Consider the following 22,404-nt stretch of genomic DNA (forward strand, 5'->3'; position numbering starts at 1 on the left):
ACGAAAAGGGCAGGCGCAACCAAGGAAGGCAGACACCATGGACCTGTACTGCGTCATGGGCAACCCCGTCGAGCACAGCCGCTCGCCCCGCATCCACGCGCGCTTCGCGCAGCTCTGCGGCCAGCAGATCGAGTACGGCCGGCGGCTGATTCCGCTCGGCGCCTTCGCCGAAGGCATCGCGGCCTTCCGAAGCGAAGCCGCAGAACGCGGCGACGCCGCGCGCGGCTGCAACATCACCGTGCCCTTCAAGTTCGAGGCCGCCGCGCTCGCGCAGCACACCAGCGAACGCGCCCTGCTCGCGCAGGCGGTGAACACGCTGCGCTTCGAGGCCGATGGCGCCATCCATGCGGACAACACCGACGGCATCGGGCTGGTCAACGACATCGTGCGCAACGCGGGCGTACCGCTCGAGGGCAAGGCGCTGCTGCTGATCGGCGCGGGCGGCGCCGCTGCCGGCGTGCTGGGCCCGTTGCTCGACGCGGGCGCCTCGCGCGTCGTGGTCGCGAACCGCACAGTGGACAAAGCCGTCGAGCTGGTGCGCCGCCATGCGGCCATCGCGCTGCGCCATGGCGCCTCGCTCGAAGCCTGGGCGCTCGACGAAGTGCCGGGCGCCTTCGACGTGGTGGTCAACGCCACCGCCTCCAGCCTCGCCGGCGACGCGGTGCCGGTCAAAGCCAGCGTGCTGCGCGAGGGCGGGCTCGCGGTCGACATGATGTACGGTCCGGCTGCTGCGGGCTTCATGGCCTGGGCCAAGGCGCACGGCGCGGTGGCGCGCGACGGGCTCGGCATGCTGGTCGAGCAGGCGGCCGAGTCCTTCGAGATCTGGCGCGGCGTGCGGCCGCCTTCGGCGCAGGTGCTGGCCGAGATCCGCACCGAGCTGAAATAAATGAAGGCCGTGCTGCGCCTCATCGCCTGCCTCGCGGTGGCGGGCGTGGCACTGCAGTTGTTCTTCGTGGTGCGCATCGCGGCGATGGCTGTGATCGATCCGCAGAGCACCGCCTTCCAGCGCTCCGAGGCTTTCCAGATCGCCGTTCATGAAGGCCGCGGTGGTGGCTGGCGACAGGAGTGGGTGCCCTACGCGCAGATCAACGACACGCTCAAGCGAGCGGTCATCGCGAGCGAGGACGCCGGCTTCGTCGACCACAACGGCGTGGAATGGGAAGCCATCGAGCGCGCACGCCAGCGCAATGCCAGGGCCGAAGAGCTGGCCGCCAAGCGCGCCGCGCGTGCCGTGGCGCGCGGCAAGCCGGTGCGGCCCGTGCAGCTGCGCGGCGGCTCGACCATCACGCAGCAGCTCGCGAAAAACCTGCTGCTGTCGGGCGAGCGCACCATGCTGCGCAAGGGGCAGGAGCTGGTGCTGGCCACGCTGCTCGAAGTGCTGCTCGACAAGCGGCGCATCCTGGAGATCTATCTGAACAACGTCGAGTGGGGCCAAGGCGTGTTCGGCGCCGAGGCGGCCTCGCAGTACTACTTCCGCAAGCCGGCCTCGCGCCTGGGCACCGGCGAGGCCGCGCGCCTCGCGGTGATGCTGCCCAGCCCCAAGTTCTTCGAGCGGCGCACCGGCTCGCCCTACCTGAGCGGACGCGCATCGACGGTCATGGCTCGGATGCCAGCGGCCGAGCTGCCCTGACGAGCCCGCCGCGCAGGCCCTCGATGGCCAGCACGGCCGCAAAGCCGATGGTGTAGGCCAGCACGTCCCACCAGTCGGCCGTGCTGCCGAGCACGATGCGCAGCGCGCGGTTCGGAATGTGCAGGTGCCACGCCGCCGCGAGGTACTGCCCGAGTTCGACGGCAAGGCCCACGCCCAGCGCGGCCAGTGCCAGCGGCAGCACGCGCGCGCCGATCGCGGTCTTGAACACGAAGTACACCCACACCACGGCCAGCACGTCGCCGAAGAAGCTGCGCAGCCAGCCCCAGTGCGCGCCGACGGTGGCCAGCAGCAGCAATACGAGAAACAGGGCCACCGCCCACGCCAGTGAAAGAGGATCGAAACGCCATCGCATGACCCGTATCATCGCGCCCATATGCTGGCAAAGCTCACGGGTTGGCTGCTTCTTGGGATCGTCCGCTTGCTCACGGGCGCGCAGGCGCGCTGGTACGGCTGTCCGCCCAAGGCCGAGCAGCGCATCTACTTCGCCAACCACCAGAGCCACGCCGACCTGGTGATGATCTGGGCGGCGCTGCCGGAAGAACTGCGCAGCATCACGCGGCCCATCGCGGCGCGCGACTACTGGGCCAACACGCCGGTCAAGCGCTGGATCACGACGGAGGTGTTCAACGCGGTGTATGTGGAGCGGCAGGCCACGAGCGCGCCTGCCGCTGCACCGGCAGCATCTGCTGCTCCCGAAGCGCCGCCACCGGCGCCCGCCGCACACCCCGTCGCCCGAACACTGGACGAACGCATCGAGCCCTCGATGGAGCCGCTGCTGCCCCTGACCCCGCCGGCACCGCCCGCCGAGACCGTACCCGGCGCGCAAGGTCAGCTCGACTTGCCCGAGCCCCCTGCCCCACCGCCTGCGCCGCCACCTGAACCACCACCGCCCGCGGCGCCCGAACCCGCGCCTGCACCGACTGCCCCTGCCCCCGACCCGCTCGCTCCGCTTGTCGAAGCACTGCGCAGCGGCGACTCGATCATCATCTTTCCCGAGGGCACGCGCGGCCATACCGGCGAGCCCCAGAAGTTCAAGTCGGGCCTCTACACGCTGGCCACCATGTTCCCCGAGGTGGTGCTGGTTCCGGCGTGGATCGACAACGTGCAGCGCGTCATGCCCAAGGGCGAGATCGTGCCGGTGCCGATCCTGTGCTCCGTCACCTTCGGCGCGCCGATCCGCGTGGAGCAGGACGAAGAGCGCCGCCCCTTCCTCGAGCGGGCGCGCGCCGCCGTGATCGCCTTGCGCGACGTCTGACGACGACATGAACCAGTTCCTGCGCAGCCTCAGCCCGACCCAGCAGGTCGCGGCGCTCTTTCTCATCATCTTCGGCGTGCTCGCGATCGCGAGCACCGCCGCCCTCTTCCTGGGCTTCAGGGAAAAGCGCAACCCAGTGCACGACGCCGCCTGGCAGGCCGAGCTGGCGCACTTCCGCAAGCTGCTGGGCACCACCTGGTTCATGGTGCTGGTCTTCTGGATCGGCTGGGCGCTCGGCGAGACCGTGGCCACGGTGCTGTTCGCGCTCATCTCCTTCTTCGCGCTGCGCGAGTTCATCACGCTCTCACCCACGCGGCGCGGGGACCACCGCAGCCTGATCCTCGCCTTCTTCGTGGTGCTGCCGATCCAGTTCTGGCTGGTGGCCACGGCGCGCTTCGACCTGTTCACCGTGTTCATCCCGGTGTACGTGTTCCTCGCGATCCCGGTGGCCAGCGCGCTGGCCAACGACCCGAGCCAGTTCCTGGAGCGCAACGCCAAGCTGCAGTGGGGCATCATGGTCTGCGTCTACGGCATGAGCCACGTGCCGGCGCTGCTGCTGCTGAGCTTTCCGGGCTACGAGGGCAAGAGCGCGTTCCTCGTGTTCTTCCTGGTGTTCGTGGTGCAGACCTCGGTGCTGGTGCAACACCTGATCTCGCGGCGCATGCAGCGCGAGCCCTTCGCGCCCAACGTGAGCCGCAGCTTCAACTGGACCAGCTGGGCCATCGGCATCGCGGTGGCGAGCCTGGTGGGCGCGCTGTTCTCGTTCATCACGCCCTTCAGGTTCGGGCAGGCGCTGGCGGTGTCGGTCATCGCCTGCATCTCGGGCTCGATGGGGCACTTGGTGATGAAGGCGCTCAAGCGCGACCGGGGCATTCCGAACTGGGGCCGCAAGGATGCGGGCGTGACCGGCGCCAACGGGCTGCTGGATCGCGTCGATGCGCTGTGCTTCGCGGCGCCGATCTTCTTCCACTCCATCCGCTGGTACTTCAACGCGTGAACTTGGCTAACCCCCAGGCTGCGCGCACTTCGTGTCGCTTCGCCAACCCCCTTGCAGGGGCAATACCGGTGGCCCGGCAAAGCCGGTTCCACGGTATTCCTGGAAAAAAGCCTGAGACGGATCGGGTTGGGTGGCGGCCTCAGGCCTTGCGCCGCACCACGCGGCCGAAGACTTCCTTTGCCTTTCGGCCCAGCGCCTTGGCCTTCAGCGCCTGCAGCTCGCGCGCGAGGCGCGTGCGCTGCTCGGCCGACAGCGCGGTGCCGAAACGGCCCAGCGCGGCTTCGAGGGCCGCGCGCTGCGCCTCCACGCGCCCCTGGCGGCCTTCAGCCTCGGCGAGCCATTCACAGGCGTTGACCACGCGCTCGCGCAGCGCGGCATCGCCCGAATCGCCGAAGCGGGCTATGAGAGCGCGATAGGCCTTGATCTGCCCGGCAGGGTCGCCCAGCTTGTCGAGCGCCTTGGCCTTGTTGATCATCGACTTGGCGGCCCAGAGCTGCAGCGTGCCTTCCCTCGCGCTGCTGGTGCGCGCGATGGCCTCGTCGTAGCAGGCCACCGCGGCTTCGAGCTGGCGTGCCTGGCGCAGCGTGGCGCCTTTGCGGAACAGCGCGCCCACCACGCGACCGCGCAGGTCGGGCAGCTCGGAATTGCCCCAGCGCGCGACGATCTCGTCGTGCACGCGCATCTCGTCGTCATGCCGGCCCAGGCGGTCGAGCGCTGTGCTCTTGTATTGCAGGCACAGCGCGACGGTCTCCTGCATCTCGGTGGAAGGGTCTGCGCCGTAGCGCGCGTCCATGGCGTCGGCGGCGGCGATCACCTCGTCGAAGCGCTCCAGCGCCACCAGGCAGAAGGCCTTGTGGACCAGCGCCCGCGCGCACTGGCGGCGCAGCTCCGGGTGCGGCGACGCGGCATGCGCGGCCAGCACCTCGTCGAACAGCGCGATGGCCTCGCGCGACTCGCCTGCGTCGCCGTGCTTGCGGCCCTGCCTGACCTTGTCCCGCACCTCGTCGCGCACTTCGGCCGGCAGCTCCGGCAGGTTGCCTTCGGCATCGGCCTTGCGCAGCTTCTTCAGGCAGGCCTGGCGGCCGGCGGTGGCCTTGGCAAGCGTGTCCTGCAGCTCGGCCGTGAGCGTGCCCTGCAGCTGCCTGGCGAGCTGCTGGTAGACCTCCAGCGCCTCCTCGGCCCGGCCCAGCCGTTCGAGCAGCACGAAGCCCTTGTTGAGCAGCGCGCTCGCCACGGTGCGATGCACCACGGCGTCGGTGTCGGCGCCGAAAGTGGCAAGCAGCCGCTCGCAGGCGGCCAGCGCGGCCTCGCCATCGTCCGACTCGCGCAGGCCCGCCGACCAGTCGTAGGCGCGGCGCACCGCCATGCGCCGCACCTGCGGCGAGGCATCGTGGCCATAGCGGTCGAGCAGCCAGCCGACCAGCTCCGCGCGATTCGCATGCTCGTCGATGCCGAAACCGTCGAAGAAGAGCGTCAGCGCGCGCACGCCCTCGATGCGCAGTTCGGGCGCCGCATGGGCCAGGCCGGCCTCGATCTGGTCGGCCACCGCGAGGCACATCACCTGCGCCTGCGCATGCTGCGCCAGTTCGCGCAGGTTCAGCACCGAGGCCAGGCGCGCGCGCGCCACGCGCAGCACCACGCCGGGGTCGGTGCTGCCGTCGAAACGTTCGATCGCCTCCTCCAGCGTGGCGAGCGCATCCTGCGGCAAGCCGCGGTGATGCTCGACCTCGGCCTTGAGCAGCCGGGCCTCCACGCGCCAGGTGTCGAAGGCGGCATCGGGCTGGCTGTCGAGCAGCTCGCTCATGGCGTCGCAGGCCTCGCAGCGCGCGGCGGGCTCGTCGATCCACCATGTGCGCTGGTAGAGCGCGTGGGCGATGTGCTCGCGGATCTCGGGCTCGGCGCGCTGGCCGTGCGCCGCGATCAGGCGGTCGAGCATGGCGAGCGCGTCGGCGGGGCGGTGCATCTGGCGCAGCATGTGCGCCAGCAGGCGCAGCGTCTGGCAGCAGGGCACGACCACGCCAGGCTCGGGCTTCGCCGCGAACTCGTCGAGCAGACGGGCGCTCGCGGCCAGCGCTTCCTTGCGGCGGCCCAGGTCGTCGAGCAGCTCGATGCGGCGGAAGCTGGCGCTCGCGCGCTCGGCGGGGTGCATCTGCAGGCGCGCGATCAAGGCTTGCACCTCGTCCAGTTGCTGCTGCGCGGAGGAGTCGACTACATTCACATTCGCTTCCTTGAATGGCGCGCCCCGCGCGTGGCGGGGCGGACGGTACGGACCGGGGCGCATTCTGCCCACGATCAGCCGGCTTTAGCCCCTCTGCTCGCAACTCTTTTGACAATCTTTTCCCGGGCTTAGGCCTTTACGCTTCCTTTCATGCGCATTCTCGGCATCGACCCCGGCTTGCAGACCACCGGCTTCGGCGTGGTCGACGTGGACGGCCATGCGCTGCGCTACGTAGCCAGCGGCACCATCAGCACCCGCCACCTGGGCACCGGCAACAACCTGCCGGCGCGGCTGAAGGTGCTGTTCGACGGCATCGCGGAGATCACCACGCGCTACCAGCCCGATGCATCGGCGGTGGAAATCATCTTCGTCAACGTGAACCCGCAGTCCACGCTGCTGCTGGGGCAGGCGCGCGGCGCGTGCGTGACCGCGCTGGTCAACAACAACCTCTCGGTGGCCGAGTACACGGCGCTACAGATGAAGAAGGCGGTGGCCGGCCATGGCCAGGCCGCGAAGGCGCAGGTGCAGGAGATGGTGCGGCGGCTGCTCGACCTGCCCGGCCTGCCGGGCGCCGACGCGGCGGATGCACTGGGCATCGCCATCACGCATGCGCAGGTCGGGCGTTCGATGGCGCGGATTGCGGAAGCGGCCGAGGCATCGAAGACCCATGCGACGGTCCCCGCCGGCACCTACCGGCAGGGGCGCTCGCGCTGAGCCGAAGAGGCGCCGTCAGCGCACGATGTAGCGCAGTTCGCCGAGCTGCCTGCGGCGCTCGCGCACTTCAGCGGCCACCGATGCCGCATCGCCATTGAGAGCGCGTGCGATCCAGCCTGCGAGCTGCGGCATGTCCCCGGGCGTGAAGCCCAGCCGCACGATCTCGGGCACGCCGAGCCGCAGGCCGTTGATGTCGCCTTCCACGGGCGCGATCGGCAAGCCAATGCCGCAGGCTAGCAGACCGCCCTGCGCGAGCTTCTTCGCCGCACTCTGGCCGCCGCCCCAACGCGCCGCCTCCAGCGCGAACTGATGCGATTGCGTGAAGCCGCGCGCCTTCGCGAACACGGGTAACCCTCGCGCATCGAGTTCACGCGCCAGTGCCTGCGCGGTCTCGCGCATTGCGGCCGCATATGCGGTGCCGTGCACCTTCCAGTCGAGCAGGCCACGGGCCAGGGCAGCCGTGCGGCCCGCATCCGAGTTGGCCGTGAGACCGGGATAGGCGATGGCGTCGATTCGCTCCATCAGCGCCGCGTCGTTCGACACGATCAGCCCGCCCGCCGGCCCGCCCAGGCTCTTGTAGGTGCTCATGGTGATCGCATGCGCGCCCTGCTCGAGCGGCTGCGGCCACGCCTTGCCGGCCACCATGCCCGAGAGATGCGCCGCGTCGAACAGCAGCTTCGCGCCCACGCTGTCGGCGATCTCGCGGATCTCGGGCACCGGGTGCGGAAACAGGTTCAGGCTGCCGCCGATGGTGATGAGCTTCGGCTTCGCCTCGCGCACCAGCTTCGCCAGCGCGGCGATGTCGACCGTGTAGCCATCGGCATCCACCGGCGCGGAAACCGGCTTCAGGCCATAGAGCCCAGCGGCGCCCGCCGCATGGTGCGTGACGTGGCCGCCGATGCTGGGCGGCGGCACGACGATGGTGTCGCCAGGCTGGCAGGTCGCCATGAAGACGTAGAGATTCGACAGCGCGCCCGAGCTCACGCGCACCTCGGCGAACTTCGAACCGAACACCTCGGCCGCCAGCTCGGCGGCGACAACTTCGATGCGCTCGATGGCCTCCAGCCCCATCTCGTACTTGTCGCCGGGATAGCCGAGCGAGGGACGCGAACCGAGCCCGCGCGACAGCAGCGCCTCGGCAGCGGGGTTCATCACGTTGGTGGCGGGGTTGAGGTTCAGCCCGTCCACATCGTGGATGCGGTGGTTGTCGGCCACCAGCCGTTCGATCTCGGCGGCCACGCCTGCGGCGTCGCGGGAGGCGGCATCGGCGGCGATGGAAAGCACGTGGTCCTCGCTGGCAGCGGGAACCCAGGGGCGGCGTTGCAAAGCGGCGGCAGGCATGTGGCGGATCTCGCTATGAAAGGGGATGGCCGCATCGTCGCCCGCCATTCGCGTCGGGGCAAACCGGATAATCTGGCCCCGAGCCGTAGAAAAACTTGGCCTGAAACTTGGCCTGAAGGACTCCTCCGATGCCGCTCGCACCGCCGCGCCCCCGCCTGCCGCCGCACACCGCCGTGCGCGCCTTCGAGGCGGCAGCCCGCCATGGCAGCTTCGCGCGCGCGGCAGAAGAACTCTTCGTCACGCCGGCGGCCGTCGCGCAGCAGATCAAGGCGCTGGAGACCTGGGCCGGCGGCGCGCTCTTCGAGCGCCACAGCCAGGGCATCCGCCTCAGCGCGCACGGGCGGCGCGCCTTGCCTGCCCTCAGCGCAGCCGTCGACCAGCTCGGCCTGGCCGTTCAGGCGCTACGCCACGAGACCCAGACTGCAGCGCGCCGCAGCACGCTGCAGGTGGCCGCGCTGCCGGCCGTGGCGCAGCTGTGGCTGTCGCCGCGACTTTCACGGCTGAAGGCGGAGCTGCCCGGCGTGCAGGTGTCTGTGACCGCGCTGGAGCAGCCGCCGAACTTCCGCCGCGAGCCCTTCGATCTGGGCCTGTTCTATGCGCGCGCCGGCGAGCGCATCGAGAGCGCGGCCGGCGCACAGGCGATCCCGCTGGTGCGCGACCGGCTGCTGCCCGTATGCAGCCCGCGCCTACGCGAGCCTTTGCCCAGCGGCCGTCCGCGCACGCTCGAAGACCTTGCGCAGCTGCTGCAGCGCTGCGGCGGCCTGCACGACACCGTCTGGCGCGACGACTGGCAGCGCTGGCTGCAGGCCGTGCGGCCCGGCTCCACAGCCGGCGAAGTCGAGGCACTCGCGGCAGGGCCGGACTTCTCGCTCTACAGCCTCGCGCTGCAGGCGGCGCTGGATGGCGAAGGCGTGCTGATGGGCCGCGAGCGGCTCGTCGCACCGCTGCTCGCGCAAGGCAAGCTGCATGCGCCCTGGGGACGGCCGAAGGCACTGGGGGATACGGTGATGCTGCTGGTGCCTGCACATCGCAAGGGGCCGCTGCTGGCGCGGCAGGTGCAAGCGTTGCAGGCGCTGGCGGCCTGAGAGTTGAGTCTGCGGAACACCGTGGAACCGGCTTTGCCGGGCCACCGGTGTTGCCCCCGGAAGGGGGTTGGCGAAGCGACACGAAGTGCGCACAGCCTGGGGGTGAACCTGGCTACGCGACCCGCTCCGCGATCAACACCGCAAAGAAACCGAAAGCCGCCAGCAACGTCCACTTCAGCACGATCCAGCCGATGCGGCGGTACTTGACCTGCCCCGTGCCCGCGTAGAACGCGAAGCACACGCCCGCCACCAGCAGAAGCAGCAGGATGGCCCAGCGAAACAGAAGCATGTGAGAGGAGCGAGCGGCCTACCAGGCCCGCGCGACTTCGCCGAAACCGCGCGGGGCGCGCTTCTCGTCCTCGAAGGTCACGACCTCGTAGGCGTCGCTGTGCGAGAGCAGCTCGCGCAGCAGCTTGTTGTTGAGCGCATGGCCCGAACGGAACGCGGTGTAGGCGGCCAGGAGCGGCTTGCCGATGATGTACAGGTCGCCCATCGCGTCGAGGATCTTGTGCTTCACGAACTCGTCGTCGTAGCGCAGGCCGCCTTCGTTCAGCACCTTGGTGTCGTCCATCACGATGGCGTTGTCGAGGCCGCCGCCGAGCGCGAGGCCCTTGCTGCGCATGTACTCGACTTCCTTCGTGAAACCGAAGGTGCGGGCGCGCGCGATGTCGCGGCTGTAGGAGCCGGTGCCGAGGTCGAACTCCACGCGCTGGCCGGTGGAGTTGACGACGCGATGGTCGAAGTCGATCTCGAAGCTCAGCTTGTAGCCGTGGTAGGGCTCCAGGCTCGCCCACTTCTCGTTGGCGCCCTCGCCTTCGCGCACCTCGACCTTGCGGGTCACGCGGATGAAGCGGCGCGGCGCCTTCTGCAGCGCGATGCCCGCGCTCTGCAACAGGAACACGAAGGACGATGCCGATCCGTCGAGGATCGGCACTTCATCGGCCGTGATGTCGATATAGAGGTTGTCGATGCCCAGTCCCGCGCAGGCCGACATGATGTGTTCGACGGTCTGCACCTTGGCGCCGCCGGTGGAGACCGTGGACGCCAGGCGCGTGTCGGTGACCGACTCGGCGGTCATGCGGATCTCGGCCGGCTCGGGCAGGTCGACGCGGCGGAACACGATGCCCGTGTCGGCCGGTGCCGGCCGCAGCGTCAGCTCCACGCGCTGGCCGCTGTGGAGCCCCACGCCCACGGCGCGGCTGATGGACTTGAGGGTTCGTTGTTGCAGCACGGCCGGGATTTTAGGCGCGCGACGGGCGTGGCGGCCTATGCCCCTCGCTATGGCACCGATAGACATGGGTTCTATGCAATTCCTTCGAATTGGCCCTAAATGGACGCAAAGGGCACGAGGCGAGCGCAGCGCCTAGAGCCAGCAGACGTCCCTTTCAGGTCGTCCCTGTGCCCCTTACGCCCTCTCGTGCCCTCTGCGTCCGGATGGCCGCTTCGCGAAACACCGAGGAACCGGCTTTGCTGGGCCTCTGGTGTTGCCCCCGGTAGGGGGTTGGCGAAGCGACACGAAGTGCGCGCAGCCTGGGGGCGAGTCAGTCTGCCTGGCGGCGCAGGAAGGCCGGGATCTCGAAGTCGTCCATGCCGCCCGAGGACAGCGCGTCCACCTTCGCCGCGGCCATCGTGCGGTTGGTGCGCCACACGCTGGGAACGGCCATGCCGTCGTAGTTGGGCTGGCTGCCGCCCGTGCCGCCGGCGTGACCCACGCCACCGAGCGTCGGCACGGTGAACGGGATGTTGTCGGTGCCGGTGCGGATCACTTCCAGCGTCGGCTGCTGACGGCGTGCGTCGGCGCGTGACAGGCCGGTGGCCACCACGGTGACGCGCATCTCGTCGCCCAGGCTGTCGTCGTAGGCGGCACCGTAGATCACGTGCGCGTCCGGCGAAGCGTAGGCGCGGATGGTGTTCATCGCGAGCTTCGACTCGTTCAGCTTCAGCGAGCCCTTCGACGCCGTCACCAGCACCAGCACGCCCTTGGCGCCCGAGAGGTCGATGCCTTCGAGCAGCGGGCAGGCCACGGCCTGTTCGGCGGCGATGCGCGCGCGGTCAGGGCCGGCTGCGGCAGCGGTGCCCATCATGGCCTTGCCGGGCTCGCCCATCACGGTGCGCACGTCTTCGAAGTCGACGTTCACGCCGCCGTACTCGTTGATGATTTCCGAGATGCCGCCCACGGCGTTCTTCAGTACGTCGTTGGCCTGCGCGAAGGCTTCTTCCTGCGTGACGTCCTCGCCCAGCACGTCGAGCAGCTTCTCGTTGAGCACCACGATCAGCGAGTCGACATTGGCTTCGAGTTCGGCCAGGCCGGCATCGGCGTTGGTCATCCGGCGACCGCCTTCCCAGTCGAAGGGCTTGGTCACCACACCCACGGTGAGGATGCCCATTTCCTTGGCCACGCGTGCGATCACGGGAGCGGCGCCGGTGCCGGTGCCGCCGCCCATGCCGGCGGTGATGAACAGCATGTGCGCACCGTCGATGGCGGTGCGGATGTCGTCCACCGCTGCCTCGGCCGCGTCACGGCCCTTCTCGGGCTTGCTGCCGGCGCCCAGGCCGCTGGTGCCCAGCTGGATGATCTTGTGTGCGTTGCTGCGCTGCAGGGCCTGTGCGTCGGTGTTCGCGCAAACGAACTGAACGCCCTGCACGCCACGCTCCATCATGTGGGCTACCGCATTGCCGCCGCCACCGCCGACACCGATCACCTTGATCTGCGTGCCCTGGTTGAACTCTTCGACTTCGATCATTTCGATGGTCATTTTTAACTCCTTGAATCTTGCAGTTGCCGTTATGTGTCTGTGAATATTTCTTGTGTATTGACGGGATCAACGATGAGACCGTCGCGATGGTGGACCTGTTCGTCGCCATCGCTCGTTGAAATGCATCGGGGGGCTGCCGCGCGCGAGCCAGAGTGGAGACTTGATCATGGCTAGAAATTCCCCACGATGAAGTCCTTGAAACGTCCGAATGCAGTCTTTACCGACCCATTCTTCTGCGCGACCTTGAAGCCGCGCATGCGTGCGAAGCGTGCCTCCTCGAGCAGCCCCATCACCGTCGCGGCGCGAGGCTGCGCGACCATGTCCGACAGCGCGCTCGAATACTTCGGGATGCCGCGGCGCACCGGCTTGAGGAAGATGTCCTCGCCAAGCTCCACCATGCCCGGCATCACGGCGCTGCCACCCGTGAGCACCACGCCCGACGACAGCACTTCTTCGTAGCCCGACTCGCGCACCACCTGCTGCACCAGCGAGAAGATCTCCTCGATGCGCGGCTCGATCACGCCGGCCAGCGCCTGCTTGCTCAGCATGCGCGGGCCGCGGTCGCCCAGGCCCGGCACTTCCACCTGCGTATCGGGGTCGGCCAGCAACTGCTTGGCGAAGCCGTTCTCGACCTTGATGTCTTCCGCGTCCTTGGTCGGCGTGCGCAGCGCCATCGCGATGTCGCTGGTGATGAGGTCGCCCGCGATCGGGATCACCGCCGTATGGCGGATCGCGCCATTGGTGAAGATCGCCACGTCGGTCGTGCCCGCGCCGATGTCGACCAGCACCACGCCCAGCTCACGCTCGTCTTCGGTCAGCACCGCCTGGCTCGAGGCCAGCGGGTTCAGCATCAGCTGGTCGACTTCCAGGCCGCAGCGGCGCACGCACTTGATGATGTTCTCGGCCGCGCTCTGCGCACCGGTCACGATGTGCACCTTGGCCTCGAGCCGCATGCCGCTCATGCCGATCGGCTCCTTCACGTCCTGGCCGTCGATCACGAACTCCTGCGGCTCCACCAGCAAGAGGCGCTGGTCGCTGGAGATGTTGATGGCGCGCGCCGTCTCCACCACGCGTGCCACGTCGGCGGGCGTCACTTCCTTGTCCTTCACCGCCACCATGCCGCTCGAATTGATGCCGCGGATGTGGCTGCCGGTGATGCCGGTGTAGACGCGGCTGATCTTGCAGTCGGCCATCAGCTCGGCCTCTTTCAGCGCCTGCTGGATGCTCTGCACGGTGGCATCGATGTTCACCACCACGCCGCGCTTCAGGCCATTGCTCGGCGCGATGCCGAGGCCGGCCAGCTTCAGCTCGCCGCCGGGCAGCACCTCTGCCACGACCACCATCACCTTGGCGGTGCCGATGTCGAGTCCTACGACCAGGTCTTTGTATTCTTTGGGCATTGGGATATGTCCTCGATTCCTCGGTATTCGCTACTTGATTTTTCTTGGGGCCTCGGGCGAGACCGTGGTGACGCCGCGCAGCCGCAGGGCATACGCGTCGTTGTGGCGCAGGTCCGCGCCTTCGACGTCGGCCATGGTGCGGCGGTACTGGCCCGCGACCTGGGTCACGGTCTTCAGGAAGCGCTGCACACGGGCCGTCACCTCTTCGCTCTGGCCGCGGCCGAGCTCGATCTCCGCGCCGCTGTCCAGCACCACCTTCCAGCTGCCCCGGCTCGACAGCGAAAGCTCGTCGATGCTCAGGTCGTAAGGCTGGAACTGCGGCTGCAGCACGCGGTACATGCCCAGCACCTGGCCGGCCTGCTCGATCGGGCCGTCCAGGCGCGGCAGGTTGTCGTCCACCTCCGCCACGTTGGCCTCGAACACGTCGCCGAAGCCGTTGATCAGCTTCGAGCCCGCCTCGTCGCCCCAGTTGGCCACCGGCACCTGCTCGGTCAGCGTCACGCGCAGCTTGTTAGGGAACTCGCGGCGCACCACCGCGCTGCGCACCCACGGCACCGACTCGAAGGCCGCGCGCGCGCGGGCCAGGTCGATGGTGAAGAAGTTGCCCGACAGCTGCGGCGCCACGTTGGCGCGCAGCGTGACCGCGTTGTTGTGGGTGACCTCGCCGTCCACCTTGATGCCGGCGATGGGGAAGAAGGGCTGGCGCAGCACCCACCACGCGCCCGCCGCAAGCAGCATGAGCGCCACCATCGCGAAGGCAATGTTCGCGACGATGTTCATGAGCTTGACGTCGAAGGGCGCTGGGATGCTGTCGGCCATGGCTATAGCGAGCCTCCCGTTGCGTCCAGCGTGGCGGAAGCCAGCACCCGCAGGCACAGCTCCTCGTACGGGATGCCAGCGGCGCGCGCGGACATCGGCACCAGCGAATGGCTGGTCATGCCGGGCGAGGTGTTCATCTCCAGCAGGAAGGGCTTGCGGTCGCTCGCGCGGATCATCACGTCGGCGCGGCCCCAGCCGCGGCAGCCGAGCGTGCGGTAGGCGGCCAGCGTGATGCGCTGGATCTCGCGTTCCTCGGCCTCGGGCAGGCCGCTCGGGCACTGGTACTTCACGTCGTCGGTGAAGTACTTGTTCTGGTAGTCGTAGGCGCCCTCGGGCGCGGCGATGCGCACCACCGGCAGCGCGCGCGCGTCGAGCCCGTGGCCGAGCACGGCGCAGGTCACTTCCTCGCCCTCGATGAATTCCTCGCACAGCACGTCGGCGTCGTACCTGGCCGACAGCGCCACCGCGGCCTGCATCTGCCTGTCCACGTCGTTCGGGCCCTGCACCTTCGTCACGCCGATGGACGAGCCCTCGCGCGGCGGCTTCACGATCACAGGCAGGCCGAGCACGTCGGGCACGGCCATGATCTGCTCGCGGCTTTGCTGGTCGAAGGCCAGGCGCACGTACTTGGGCGTGGGCAGGCCGTCGGCCTGCCAGATGCGCTTGGTCATGACCTTGTCCATCGCCACGCTCGAGGCCATCACGCCCGAGCCGGTGTAGGGAATGCCGAGCAGCTCTAGCGCGCCCTGCACGGTGCCGTCCTCGCCGTGGCGGCCGTGCAGCGCCACGAAGCAGCGCGCGAAGCCTTCGCTCTTGAGTTCAGACAGGTCTCGCTGCGACGGATCGAAGGCATGCGCGTCCACGCCGCGCGAGCGCAGCGCGTCTAGCACGCCGGTGCCCGACATCAGGGAGATTTCGCGTTCGGCGGAACTGCCGCCGAACAGCACGGCAACCTTGCCGAAGAGTTTGGGGTCCTGAAGGCTCATGAGGCCCTCCCTTTGCGCGAAGCGCGCTCGGATGTTGAAGGGGCGGCGGCGCCGGTTGCGGCACCGGCCGCGCCGAGCTCGACCACCTTGGCAGGCACCGCGCCGATGGAGCCCGCGCCCATCGAGAGCACCACGTCGCCCGGGCGGGCGTTGTCGAGAATGGTGCGTGGCATGGCGGCGATGTCGTCGACGAACACCGGCTCGACCTTGCCCGCCACGCGCAGCGCGCGCGCCAGCGTGCGGCCGTCGGCCGCCACGATGGGCGCCTCGCCGGCGGCGTAGACCTCGCCGAGCAGCACCGCGTCGGCCGTGCCGATGACCTTCACGAAGTCCTCGAAGCAGTCGCGCGTGCGGGTGTAGCGGTGCGGCTGGAAGGCCAGCACCAGCCGGCGGCCGGGGAAGGCGCCGCGCGCGGCCGCGATGGTGGCGGCCATCTCCACGGGGTGATGGCCATAGTCGTCGATCACGGTGAAGGTGCCCGAGGCGCCCTCGCCCTGAACAGGCACTTCGCCGTAGCTCTGGAAGCGGCGGCCCACGCCCTTGAAGCCGGCCAGCCCGCGCTGCACCGCCTCGTCCGAAATGCCGAGCTCGACCGCCACCGCGATCACCGACAGCGCATTGAGCACGTTGTGCTCGCCCGGCAGGTTCAGAACGATGGGCAGGTCAGGCAGCGTCACGCCGTTGCGGCGCTGCGCGGTGAAGTGCATCTGGCCGCCGACGGCGCGCACGTCGATGGCGCGCACCTGGGCGTCCTCGCCGAAACCGTAGCTGGTGACCGGGCAGGTCACGTCGGCCACGATCTCGCGCACCGCCGGATCGTCGGTGCAGAGAATGGCCACGCCGTAGAACGGCATGCGGTGCAGGAAGTCGACGAAAGCCTTCTTGAGCTTCGCGAAGTCGTGCCCGTAGGTTTCCATGTGGTCGGCATCGATGTTCGTGACCACCGCCATCACCGGCAGCAGGTTCAGGAACGAGGCGTCCGACTCGTCGGCTTCCACCACGATGTAGTCGCCGCTGCCGAGCTGCGCGTTGGCGCCGGCGCTGTTGAGGCGACCGCCGATCACGAAGGTCGGATCGAGCCCGGCGGCCGCGAGCACGCTCGCCACCAGGCTGGTGGTGGTGGTCTTGCCGTGCGTGCCGGCAATCGCGATGCCCTGCTTCAGGCGCATCAGCTCGGCCAGCATCAGCGCGCGCGGCACCACCGGAATGCGCTTTTCGCGCGCAGCCAGCACCTCGGGGTTGTCCGGCTGCACGGCGGTGGAGGTGACGACCGCGTCCGCGCCCTCGATGTGCGCCGCCGCATGGCCCACGAAGGTGCCGATGCCCAGGCCCGCGAGCCGGCGCAGCGTGGCGCTGTCGGCCAGGTCGGAGCCGGAAATCTTGTAGCCCAGGTTGAGCAGCACCTCGGCGATGCCGCTCATGCCGGAGCCGCCGATGCCCACGAAGTGGATGTGACGAATCGCGTGCTTCATCTTGCAAGCTCCTCGCAAGCCTGGACGACCGCCTCGACGGCCTCCGTCTTCTGCATGGTCTTGGCCTTCGCGGCCTTCTCTATCAGCGCGTCGCGCCCGGTTTTCTGTAGCAAGTCAGCCAGCAATTCAGGAGTGAGGTCGGCCTGCTGCACCAGCCAGCCGCCGCCCGCGTCCACGAGGAAGCGCGCGTTGGTGGTCTGGTGGTCGTCGACCGCCGAGGGGAAAGGCACGAACAGCGCTGCTGCGCCGACGGCCGCGATTTCTGTGACGGTGCTGGCACCGGCGCGCGCGACGATCATGTCGGCGTCCGCATAAGCCTGCGCCGTGTCTTCGATGAAGGGCGTGAGCTCGCCCTCGACGCCGGCGGCCTCGTAGTTGGCGCGCAACTCGTCGATCTGCTTGGCGCCGCTCTGGTGCAGCACCTGCGGGCGCGCGGCCGGGTCGATGCGGGCCAGCGCCTGCGGCACCACGGTGTTGAGGCCGCGCGCGCCGAGGCTGCCACCCACCACCAGGAGCTTCAGCGGCCCGGTGCGGCCCGCGAAGCGCTCTGCCGGCTCCGGCTTGGATGTGAACGCTGCGCGCAGCGGGTTGCCCACCCATTGCGCCTTCTTCAGCACATTGGGGAAGGCGGTGAACACGCGGTCGGCCACGCCTGCCAGCACCTTGTTGGCAAGGCCGGCCACCGAGTTCTGCTCGTGCAGCACCAGCGGCTTGCCGACCAGCACGCCCATCATTCCGCCCGGGAAGGTGATGTAGCCACCCAGGCCCACCAGCACGTCGGGCTTCACGCGGCGCACCACGCCCAGGCTCTGCCAGAAGGCGCGCAGCAGCTTCAGCGGCAGCAGGAACAGCGTCAACGGGCCCTTGCCGCGCACGCCGCCGAACTGCACGGGCTCGAAGGCGAAGCCGCGCGGCGGCACCAGTTTTTCTTCCATGCTGCCGGGAGCGCCGAGCCAGTGCACCTTCCAGCCGCGCTCGCGCAGGGCCTCGGCCACCGCGAGTCCGGGGAAGATGTGGCCGCCGGTGCCGCCGGCCATGACGAGTGCGGTGCGCGTCGTCATACGCGACCTCCCCTCATGAGCACGCGGTTCTCGTAGTCGATGCGCAGCACGATCGCCAGCGCCACCAGGTTCATCAGGATGGCCGAACCGCCGAAGCTCATCAGCGGCAGGGTCAGGCCCTTGGTCGGCAGCGCGCCGAGATTCACGCCCATGTTGATGAAGGTCTGGAAGCCCAGCCACACGCCCACGCCCTGGGCCACGAGGCCCGAGAACACGCGGTCGAGCGCGATGGCCTGGCGGCCGATGTGCATGATGCGGCGCGTGAGCCACAGGAACAGGCCGATGATCAGCAGCACGCCGACGAGGCCGAATTCCTCGCCGATCACGGCCAGCAGGAAGTCGGTGTGCGCCTCGGGCAGCCAGTGCAGCTTCTCGACGCTGCCGCCCAGGCCCACGCCGAAGATCTCGCCGCGCCCGATGGCGATCAGCGAGTGCGACAGTTGGTAGCCCTTGCCCAGCGCGTGCTCCTCGCTCCACGGATCGAGGTACGCGAAGATGCGCTCGCGGCGCCACGGGCTGCTCGCGACGATGGTGCCGAAGGCGACCACCACCAGCGCGGCGATCAGGAAGAACATGCGCGCGTTCACGCCGCCCAGGAACAGGATGCCCATGGCGATCACGGCGATCACCATGAAGGCGCCCATGTCGGGCTCGGCCATCACCAGCATGCCGACCACCACCACCGCCACGCCCATTGGCAGCACGGCGCGGAAGAAGCGCTCCTTGATCTCCATCTTGCGCACCATGTAGCTGGCGGCGTAGAGCACCATCGCCAGCTTGGCCAGCTCCGAGGGCTGGAAGCGCATGAAGCCCATCGGCAGCCAGCGGCGCGCGCCGTTCACGTTGATGCCGATGTGCGGAATGAGCACCGCCACCAGCAGCAGCAGCGAGGCCACGAAGAGCCAGGGCGCGGCGCGCTCCCAGGTCTTCATCGGGATCTGGAAGGTCAGCAGCGCGGCGATGAAGGCGAACACCACCGATGCCGCATGCCGCGTGAGGAAGTACGAGGCGCTGTAGCCGGCGCGCGCGAAGCGCGGGTTGTCGGGCAGCGCGATGGAGGCCGAATACACCATGATCAGGCCCCAGGTCAGCAGCGCCACCGTGACCCAGACCAGCGCCTGGTCGAAGCCCAGCACGCGCATCGGCGTGGCTTTTGTCTGCGCGATGCCGGCGCCGCCCAGCCGCACGGGCAGGTGCACGGGCAGCGAGTCGATCCCGCTGCGCGCGCGCCTGAACCAGCCGCCGAAACGGCTGGTGGATGGGTTGGGCGTGGCGCCTGATGCGGCAGAGTTCAAACCTGCTCCTGCGTCGTCGAGTCGCCCAGGCCGCGCGGGCTGTCCTCGTAGGCCTGCACGGCCTCGCGGAACACCTCGGCGCGGTGCGCGTAGTCCTTGAACATGTCGAAGCTCGCACAGGCCGGTGACAGCAGCACGGCATCGCCGGGGTTGGCGCGCGCGGACGCGAGCTTCACGGCTTCGTCCATCGAAGCGGCATGCAGCAGCGAGACGCCGGTCGATGCCAGCGCGGCCTCGATGAGCGGCGCGTCGCGGCCGATGAGCACCACGGCGCGCGCGTACTGGCGAACGGGCGCGGCCAGCGGCTCGAAGTCCTGCCCCTTGCCTTCGCCACCGAGGATGACGACCACGCGGCGTTCCTCGCCCAGGCCGGTCAGCGCGGCGGCAGTGGCGCCCACGTTGGTGCCCTTGCTGTCGTCGAAGTACTCGACCTCGTCGATGATCGCGACCGGCTCCACGCGGTGCGGCTCGCCCTGGTACTCGCGCAGGCCGTAGAGCATTGCATTCAGCGGGCAGCCGGCGGCGCTGGCCAGCGCCAGGGCGGCAAGCGCGTTCATGGCGTTGTGGCGGCCGCGAATGCGCAGCGCGTCGGCGGGCATCAGCCGCTGCAGGAAGATTTCTTCCTCGACCACGGCGCCGCGCTTGCGCTTCTGCGTTTCGTCGGCCTCCAGCGCACGCACCAGCCAGGCCATGCCGTTGACGCGCTCGATGCCGTAGTCGCCCGGGCGCAGCGGCATCGCGGAACCGAAAGTGACGTGCGTGCGGATCTGCGGACGCTGCAGCTTGACCTTGACGGGCGCGGGCAGCATGGCCATCACGCCGGCATCGTCTCGGTTGAGGATCATGAGCCCGTGCGCGCCGAAGATGCGCGCCTTGGCCGCGCCGTACGACGCCATGTCGCCGTGCCAGTCCAGGTGGTCCTGCGTGAGGTTGAGCACCGTCGCGGCCGTGGGCTCGAAGCCCTGCACGCCATCGAGCTGGAAGCTGGACAGCTCCAGCACCCACACGTCGGGCAGCGTCTCGGCATCCATGTGCGCCGAGAGCGTGTCGAGCAGCGTCGGGCCGATGTTGCCGGCCACGGCCACGGTCTTGCCCGCGCGCTCGACCAGCTGGCCGGTGAGCGAGGTGACCGTCGTCTTGCCGTTGGTGCCGGTGATGGCGAGCACCGCGGGCGTGTAGCCCTTGGGCGCCTCGGGCTCGACGGGCGGTGCCAGCTCGAGCTGCGGCGAAGGTTCTTCCTCGACGGCAGCAGAGGCCGGATTGGTGGCGGAGAGCTCGGCGATGCGCGCGACGAACTCCGCGGCTTCCTTGGCTGCCGTCGGGACGTAGGGCTTGCCGGTGGTGGGCAGGCGTGAAATGGTCGCGGGCGCCGTTGCCGGAGCTTCGGGCGCTTCGGCAGCGAGGGCTTCCGGCGCTTCTTCGGCGGCAGTTGGTTCGGCGGTTTCCGGCGCCGACTCAGGCGCGGGCGCTGCTTCGGACGCTGGTTCCGCAGCGGCCTCGGCTGGCACCGCCACTTCGCCTTCCTGCGGCGGCGACACCGCAACGCTGATCGATGGATCGCGCGGCATCGCTTCGGCCATCGCGGGGGTGGCCGGCTCGGGTTGGGCTTCAGCGGCTTCCGCTGCTTCTACTGGCGCAGGCGCTTCTGCAGGCTCGACCGGAACCTCGGCCTCGGCAGGCGCGGGCTCTTCCAGCGCCAGCTCCGCCTGTGCTTCGGGCACGGCGGGAGCTTCGGCAACCGGCTCGGCTTCCGCAGCAACGACAGCCTCCGGCTCCGGCTCGGCTTCGACCACCGGTGCTTCCACCGTGCGCAGATCCAGCAGTGCACGCGCGAAAAGATCCAGCTCGCCGCCGACCGGCAGGCCCACGGCGCGCGCCGCATCCGCCACCGGCGCGATGGTCGCGGGCGACAGGCCCGGCGAGCGGTACACGGCGCGGATCGGCGTGCCCTCGACCAGCGCGGCCGAGAACGACCCGCCGACGAAGTTCACGCCGGGCAGTTCCTCGCGCAGCTTCGGAAGCAGCGCCGGCGCCTCGCGCGTGTCGGCCACGGTCACGACCGCACCGTGCCGCGCGCACCAGCGCGCCATCGCCAGCCCGGACGCGCCGAGGCCGAGGATGAGGACGGGGAGGTCTTTCAGGTGCCGCATGCTTTTCTTCTTTTTCTTTCACCGCAGCTTCAGCGTCGAAAGGCCCACGAGGCACAGCAGCATCGTGATGATCCAGAAGCGCACCACGACCTGCGTCTCGCGCCAGCCGCTCTTCTCGAAGTGGTGGTGCAGCGGCGCCATCTTGAGCACGCGCCGGCCTTCGCCGAAGCGCTTCTTCGTGTACTTGAAGTACGTGACCTGCGCCATCACCGAGATCGCCTCGACCACGAAGATGCCGCCCATGATGAAGAACACGATCTCCTGGCGCACGATGACCGCGATGGTGCCCAGCGCGCCGCCCAGCGCCAGCGCGCCCACGTCGCCCATGAAGACCTGCGCCGGATGCGTGTTGAACCACAGGAACGCGAGCCCCGCGCCGGCCATGGCCGAGCAGAACACCAGTAGCTCGCCCGAGCCGGGGATGTTGGGGAACAGCAGGTACTTGGAGTACACCGCGCTGCCCGTGACGTAGGCGAACACGCCCAGCGCCGAGCCCACCATCACCACCGGCATGATCGCCAGGCCGTCGAGGCCGTCGGTCAGGTTCACAGCGTTGCTCGCGCCCACGATCACCAGGTAGGTGAGGATCACGAAGCCGATGCCGCCCAACGGATAACTCACTTCCTTGAAGAAAGGCACCAGCAGGTTGATCTTGGGCGGGAAGTCGAGGTCGAAGCCCGACTGCACCCACGCGAAGAACAGTTGCACCACGCGCCAGTTGGAGCTTTCCGAGATGCTGAAGAGCAGGTAGAAGGCCGCGATCAGGCCCACCACCGACTGCCAGAAATACTTCTCGCGCGAGCGCATGCCTTCCGGGTCCTTGCGCACCACCTTGCGCCAGTCGTCCACCCAGCCGATGGCGCCGAAGCCCATGGTGACCCACAGCACGATCCACACGAACCTGTTGGAGATGTCGAACCACAGCAGCGTGGCGAAGGCGATGGCGAACAGCACCAGCACGCCGCCCATGGTGGGCGTGCCGCTCTTGGTGAGGTGCGTCTCCATGCCGTAGCCGCGCACCGGCTGGCCGATCTTGAGCGCCGTGAGGCGGCGGATCACGTACGGCCCGGCCACCAGGCCGACCACGAGCGCCGTCAGCGCGGCCATCAGCGCGCGGAAGGTGAGGTACTGGAAGATGCGCAGGAACCCGAACTCGGGCGACAGCGTCTGCAGCCATTGAGCGAGGGTCAGCAGCATGTGGTTT

At 69.0% G+C, this 22,404-nt stretch carries 20 protein-coding genes; 6 read left to right on the forward strand and 14 right to left on the reverse strand.

What is annotated here, in order from left to right; all coding sequences use genetic code 11:
- Positions 1 to 37 precede the first annotated feature (37 nt).
- A complete protein-coding gene (gene aroE / locus AC1VNX_RS29545; protein ID WP_483161106.1) occupies positions 38 to 886 on the forward strand; it encodes a shikimate dehydrogenase in 849 nt (282 codons plus the stop codon).
- The gene (mtgA, locus tag AC1VNX_RS29550) at positions 887 to 1,630 is read left to right on the forward strand and encodes a monofunctional biosynthetic peptidoglycan transglycosylase (protein ID WP_483161107.1); all 744 of its coding nucleotides are present in this window, start codon (positions 887 to 889) and stop codon (positions 1,628 to 1,630) included.
- On the opposite strand, the gene AC1VNX_RS29555 is transcribed toward mtgA, so the two are convergent.
- Positions 1,596 to 2,024 (reverse strand): ribosomal maturation YjgA family protein, encoded by a 429-nt coding sequence (locus AC1VNX_RS29555; protein ID WP_483161108.1) that lies wholly within the window; start codon positions 2,022 to 2,024, stop codon positions 1,596 to 1,598. The two genes, mtgA and AC1VNX_RS29555, sit on opposite strands and share 35 nt — an antisense overlap.
- Between AC1VNX_RS29555 and AC1VNX_RS29560 the strand changes: the two genes are divergently transcribed.
- Together AC1VNX_RS29560 and AC1VNX_RS29565 are read left to right on the forward strand one after the other, a co-directional pair.
- The gene (locus AC1VNX_RS29560) at positions 2,025 to 2,906 is read left to right on the forward strand and encodes a lysophospholipid acyltransferase family protein (protein WP_483161109.1); all 882 of its coding nucleotides are present in this window, start codon (positions 2,025 to 2,027) and stop codon (positions 2,904 to 2,906) included.
- A 7-nt stretch (positions 2,907 to 2,913) separates the two neighbouring features.
- Positions 2,914 to 3,903 (forward strand): phosphatidate cytidylyltransferase, encoded by a 990-nt coding sequence (locus AC1VNX_RS29565; RefSeq protein WP_483161110.1) that lies wholly within the window; start codon positions 2,914 to 2,916, stop codon positions 3,901 to 3,903.
- A 139-nt stretch (positions 3,904 to 4,042) separates the two neighbouring features.
- Here the strand turns inward: AC1VNX_RS29565 and AC1VNX_RS29570 are convergent, their stop codons facing one another.
- Entirely contained in the window at positions 4,043 to 6,121 is a 2,079-nt protein-coding gene (locus AC1VNX_RS29570) for a tetratricopeptide repeat protein (protein ID WP_483161111.1), read from the reverse strand.
- Between the two features lie 150 nt (positions 6,122 to 6,271).
- Here AC1VNX_RS29570 and ruvC point away from each other — a divergent pair, with 150 nt between their 5' ends.
- Entirely contained in the window at positions 6,272 to 6,835 is a 564-nt protein-coding gene (gene ruvC / locus AC1VNX_RS29575; protein WP_483161112.1) for a crossover junction endodeoxyribonuclease RuvC, read from the forward strand.
- 15 nt (positions 6,836 to 6,850) lie between these two features.
- On the opposite strand, the gene AC1VNX_RS29580 is transcribed toward ruvC, so the two are convergent.
- Complete coding sequence (locus AC1VNX_RS29580; protein ID WP_483161113.1) at positions 6,851 to 8,176, reverse strand: aminotransferase class I/II-fold pyridoxal phosphate-dependent enzyme; 1,326 nt, start codon at positions 8,174 to 8,176, stop codon at positions 6,851 to 6,853.
- Positions 8,177 to 8,304: 128 nt separating this feature from the next.
- On the opposite strand from AC1VNX_RS29580, the gene AC1VNX_RS29585 reads away from it, so the two are divergent.
- Positions 8,305 to 9,261, forward strand: coding sequence for a LysR family transcriptional regulator (locus tag AC1VNX_RS29585; protein ID WP_483161114.1), 957 nt, complete (start codon positions 8,305 to 8,307; stop codon positions 9,259 to 9,261).
- A 112-nt stretch (positions 9,262 to 9,373) separates the two neighbouring features.
- Here the strand turns inward: AC1VNX_RS29585 and AC1VNX_RS29590 are convergent, their stop codons facing one another.
- From AC1VNX_RS29590 to mraY, 11 genes are all read right to left on the reverse strand, one after another.
- Entirely contained in the window at positions 9,374 to 9,550 is a 177-nt protein-coding gene (locus AC1VNX_RS29590) for a hypothetical protein (protein ID WP_019656766.1), read from the reverse strand.
- An 18-nt stretch (positions 9,551 to 9,568) separates the two neighbouring features.
- The gene (gene lpxC, locus AC1VNX_RS29595; protein ID WP_165909589.1) at positions 9,569 to 10,492 is read right to left on the reverse strand and encodes a UDP-3-O-acyl-N-acetylglucosamine deacetylase; all 924 of its coding nucleotides are present in this window, start codon (positions 10,490 to 10,492) and stop codon (positions 9,569 to 9,571) included.
- Between the two features lie 310 nt (positions 10,493 to 10,802).
- Entirely contained in the window at positions 10,803 to 12,017 is a 1,215-nt protein-coding gene (ftsZ, locus tag AC1VNX_RS29600) for a cell division protein FtsZ (RefSeq protein WP_483161115.1), read from the reverse strand.
- A 170-nt stretch (positions 12,018 to 12,187) separates the two neighbouring features.
- Complete coding sequence (gene ftsA / locus AC1VNX_RS29605; protein ID WP_081270183.1) at positions 12,188 to 13,417, reverse strand: cell division protein FtsA; 1,230 nt, start codon at positions 13,415 to 13,417, stop codon at positions 12,188 to 12,190.
- A gap of 30 nt (positions 13,418 to 13,447) precedes the next feature.
- A complete protein-coding gene (locus AC1VNX_RS29610) occupies positions 13,448 to 14,236 on the reverse strand; it encodes a cell division protein FtsQ/DivIB (protein WP_483161116.1) in 789 nt (262 codons plus the stop codon).
- A 2-nt stretch (positions 14,237 to 14,238) separates the two neighbouring features.
- Positions 14,239 to 15,222: a D-alanine--D-alanine ligase gene (locus tag AC1VNX_RS29615; RefSeq protein ID WP_483161117.1), complete on the reverse strand. Its 984-nt coding sequence runs from the start codon at positions 15,220 to 15,222 to the stop codon at positions 14,239 to 14,241.
- Entirely contained in the window at positions 15,219 to 16,694 is a 1,476-nt protein-coding gene (murC, locus tag AC1VNX_RS29620; RefSeq protein ID WP_483161118.1) for a UDP-N-acetylmuramate--L-alanine ligase, read from the reverse strand. Before murC ends, AC1VNX_RS29615 begins: the two co-directional genes overlap by 4 nt.
- Complete coding sequence (murG, locus tag AC1VNX_RS29625; protein ID WP_483161119.1) at positions 16,691 to 17,755, reverse strand: undecaprenyldiphospho-muramoylpentapeptide beta-N-acetylglucosaminyltransferase; 1,065 nt, start codon at positions 17,753 to 17,755, stop codon at positions 16,691 to 16,693. Before murG ends, murC begins: the two co-directional genes overlap by 4 nt.
- Positions 17,752 to 19,050 (reverse strand): putative lipid II flippase FtsW, encoded by a 1,299-nt coding sequence (gene ftsW, locus AC1VNX_RS29630; protein ID WP_483161120.1) that lies wholly within the window; start codon positions 19,048 to 19,050, stop codon positions 17,752 to 17,754. The genes murG and ftsW overlap by 4 nt, the downstream gene beginning before the upstream one ends.
- Positions 19,047 to 21,200 carry a UDP-N-acetylmuramoyl-L-alanine--D-glutamate ligase gene (gene murD / locus AC1VNX_RS29635; RefSeq protein ID WP_483161121.1) on the reverse strand — a complete coding sequence of 718 codons (2,154 nt, stop codon included), beginning with the start codon at positions 21,198 to 21,200 and terminating at the stop codon, positions 19,047 to 19,049. The genes ftsW and murD overlap by 4 nt, the downstream gene beginning before the upstream one ends.
- 18 nt (positions 21,201 to 21,218) lie before the next feature.
- The gene (gene mraY, locus AC1VNX_RS29640; RefSeq protein ID WP_093299737.1) at positions 21,219 to 22,397 is read right to left on the reverse strand and encodes a phospho-N-acetylmuramoyl-pentapeptide-transferase; all 1,179 of its coding nucleotides are present in this window, start codon (positions 22,395 to 22,397) and stop codon (positions 21,219 to 21,221) included.
- Between the last annotated feature and the right edge of the window lie 7 nt (positions 22,398 to 22,404).

The organism is Variovorax sp. TLI9-5A (assembly GCF_056867935.1).

Bases quoted from the DNA above. Each gene is read 5' to 3' on its own strand.
- aroE (WP_483161106.1), top strand. From the start codon at position 38: ATGGACCTGTACTGCGTCATGGGCAACCCCGTCGAGCACAGCCGCTCG.
- mtgA (WP_483161107.1), top strand. From the start codon at position 887: ATGAAGGCCGTGCTGCGCCTCATCGCCTGCCTCGCGGTGGCGGGCGTG.
- AC1VNX_RS29555 (WP_483161108.1), bottom strand. From the start codon at position 2,024: ATGGGCGCGATGATACGGGTCATGCGATGGCGTTTCGATCCTCTTTCA.
- AC1VNX_RS29560 (WP_483161109.1), top strand. From the start codon at position 2,025: ATGCTGGCAAAGCTCACGGGTTGGCTGCTTCTTGGGATCGTCCGCTTG.
- AC1VNX_RS29565 (WP_483161110.1), top strand. From the start codon at position 2,914: ATGAACCAGTTCCTGCGCAGCCTCAGCCCGACCCAGCAGGTCGCGGCG.
- ruvC (WP_483161112.1), top strand. From the start codon at position 6,272: ATGCGCATTCTCGGCATCGACCCCGGCTTGCAGACCACCGGCTTCGGC.
- AC1VNX_RS29580 (WP_483161113.1), bottom strand. From the start codon at position 8,176: ATGCCTGCCGCCGCTTTGCAACGCCGCCCCTGGGTTCCCGCTGCCAGC.
- AC1VNX_RS29585 (WP_483161114.1), top strand. From the start codon at position 8,305: ATGCCGCTCGCACCGCCGCGCCCCCGCCTGCCGCCGCACACCGCCGTG.
- AC1VNX_RS29590 (WP_019656766.1), bottom strand. From the start codon at position 9,550: ATGCTTCTGTTTCGCTGGGCCATCCTGCTGCTTCTGCTGGTGGCGGGC.
- ftsZ (WP_483161115.1), bottom strand. From the start codon at position 12,017: ATGACCATCGAAATGATCGAAGTCGAAGAGTTCAACCAGGGCACGCAG.
- ftsA (WP_081270183.1), bottom strand. From the start codon at position 13,417: ATGCCCAAAGAATACAAAGACCTGGTCGTAGGACTCGACATCGGCACC.
- AC1VNX_RS29610 (WP_483161116.1), bottom strand. From the start codon at position 14,236: ATGGCCGACAGCATCCCAGCGCCCTTCGACGTCAAGCTCATGAACATC.
- AC1VNX_RS29615 (WP_483161117.1), bottom strand. From the start codon at position 15,222: ATGAGCCTTCAGGACCCCAAACTCTTCGGCAAGGTTGCCGTGCTGTTC.
- murC (WP_483161118.1), bottom strand. From the start codon at position 16,694: ATGAAGCACGCGATTCGTCACATCCACTTCGTGGGCATCGGCGGCTCC.
- murG (WP_483161119.1), bottom strand. From the start codon at position 17,755: ATGACGACGCGCACCGCACTCGTCATGGCCGGCGGCACCGGCGGCCAC.
- murD (WP_483161121.1), bottom strand. From the start codon at position 21,200: ATGCGGCACCTGAAAGACCTCCCCGTCCTCATCCTCGGCCTCGGCGCG.
- mraY (WP_093299737.1), bottom strand. From the start codon at position 22,397: ATGCTGCTGACCCTCGCTCAATGGCTGCAGACGCTGTCGCCCGAGTTC.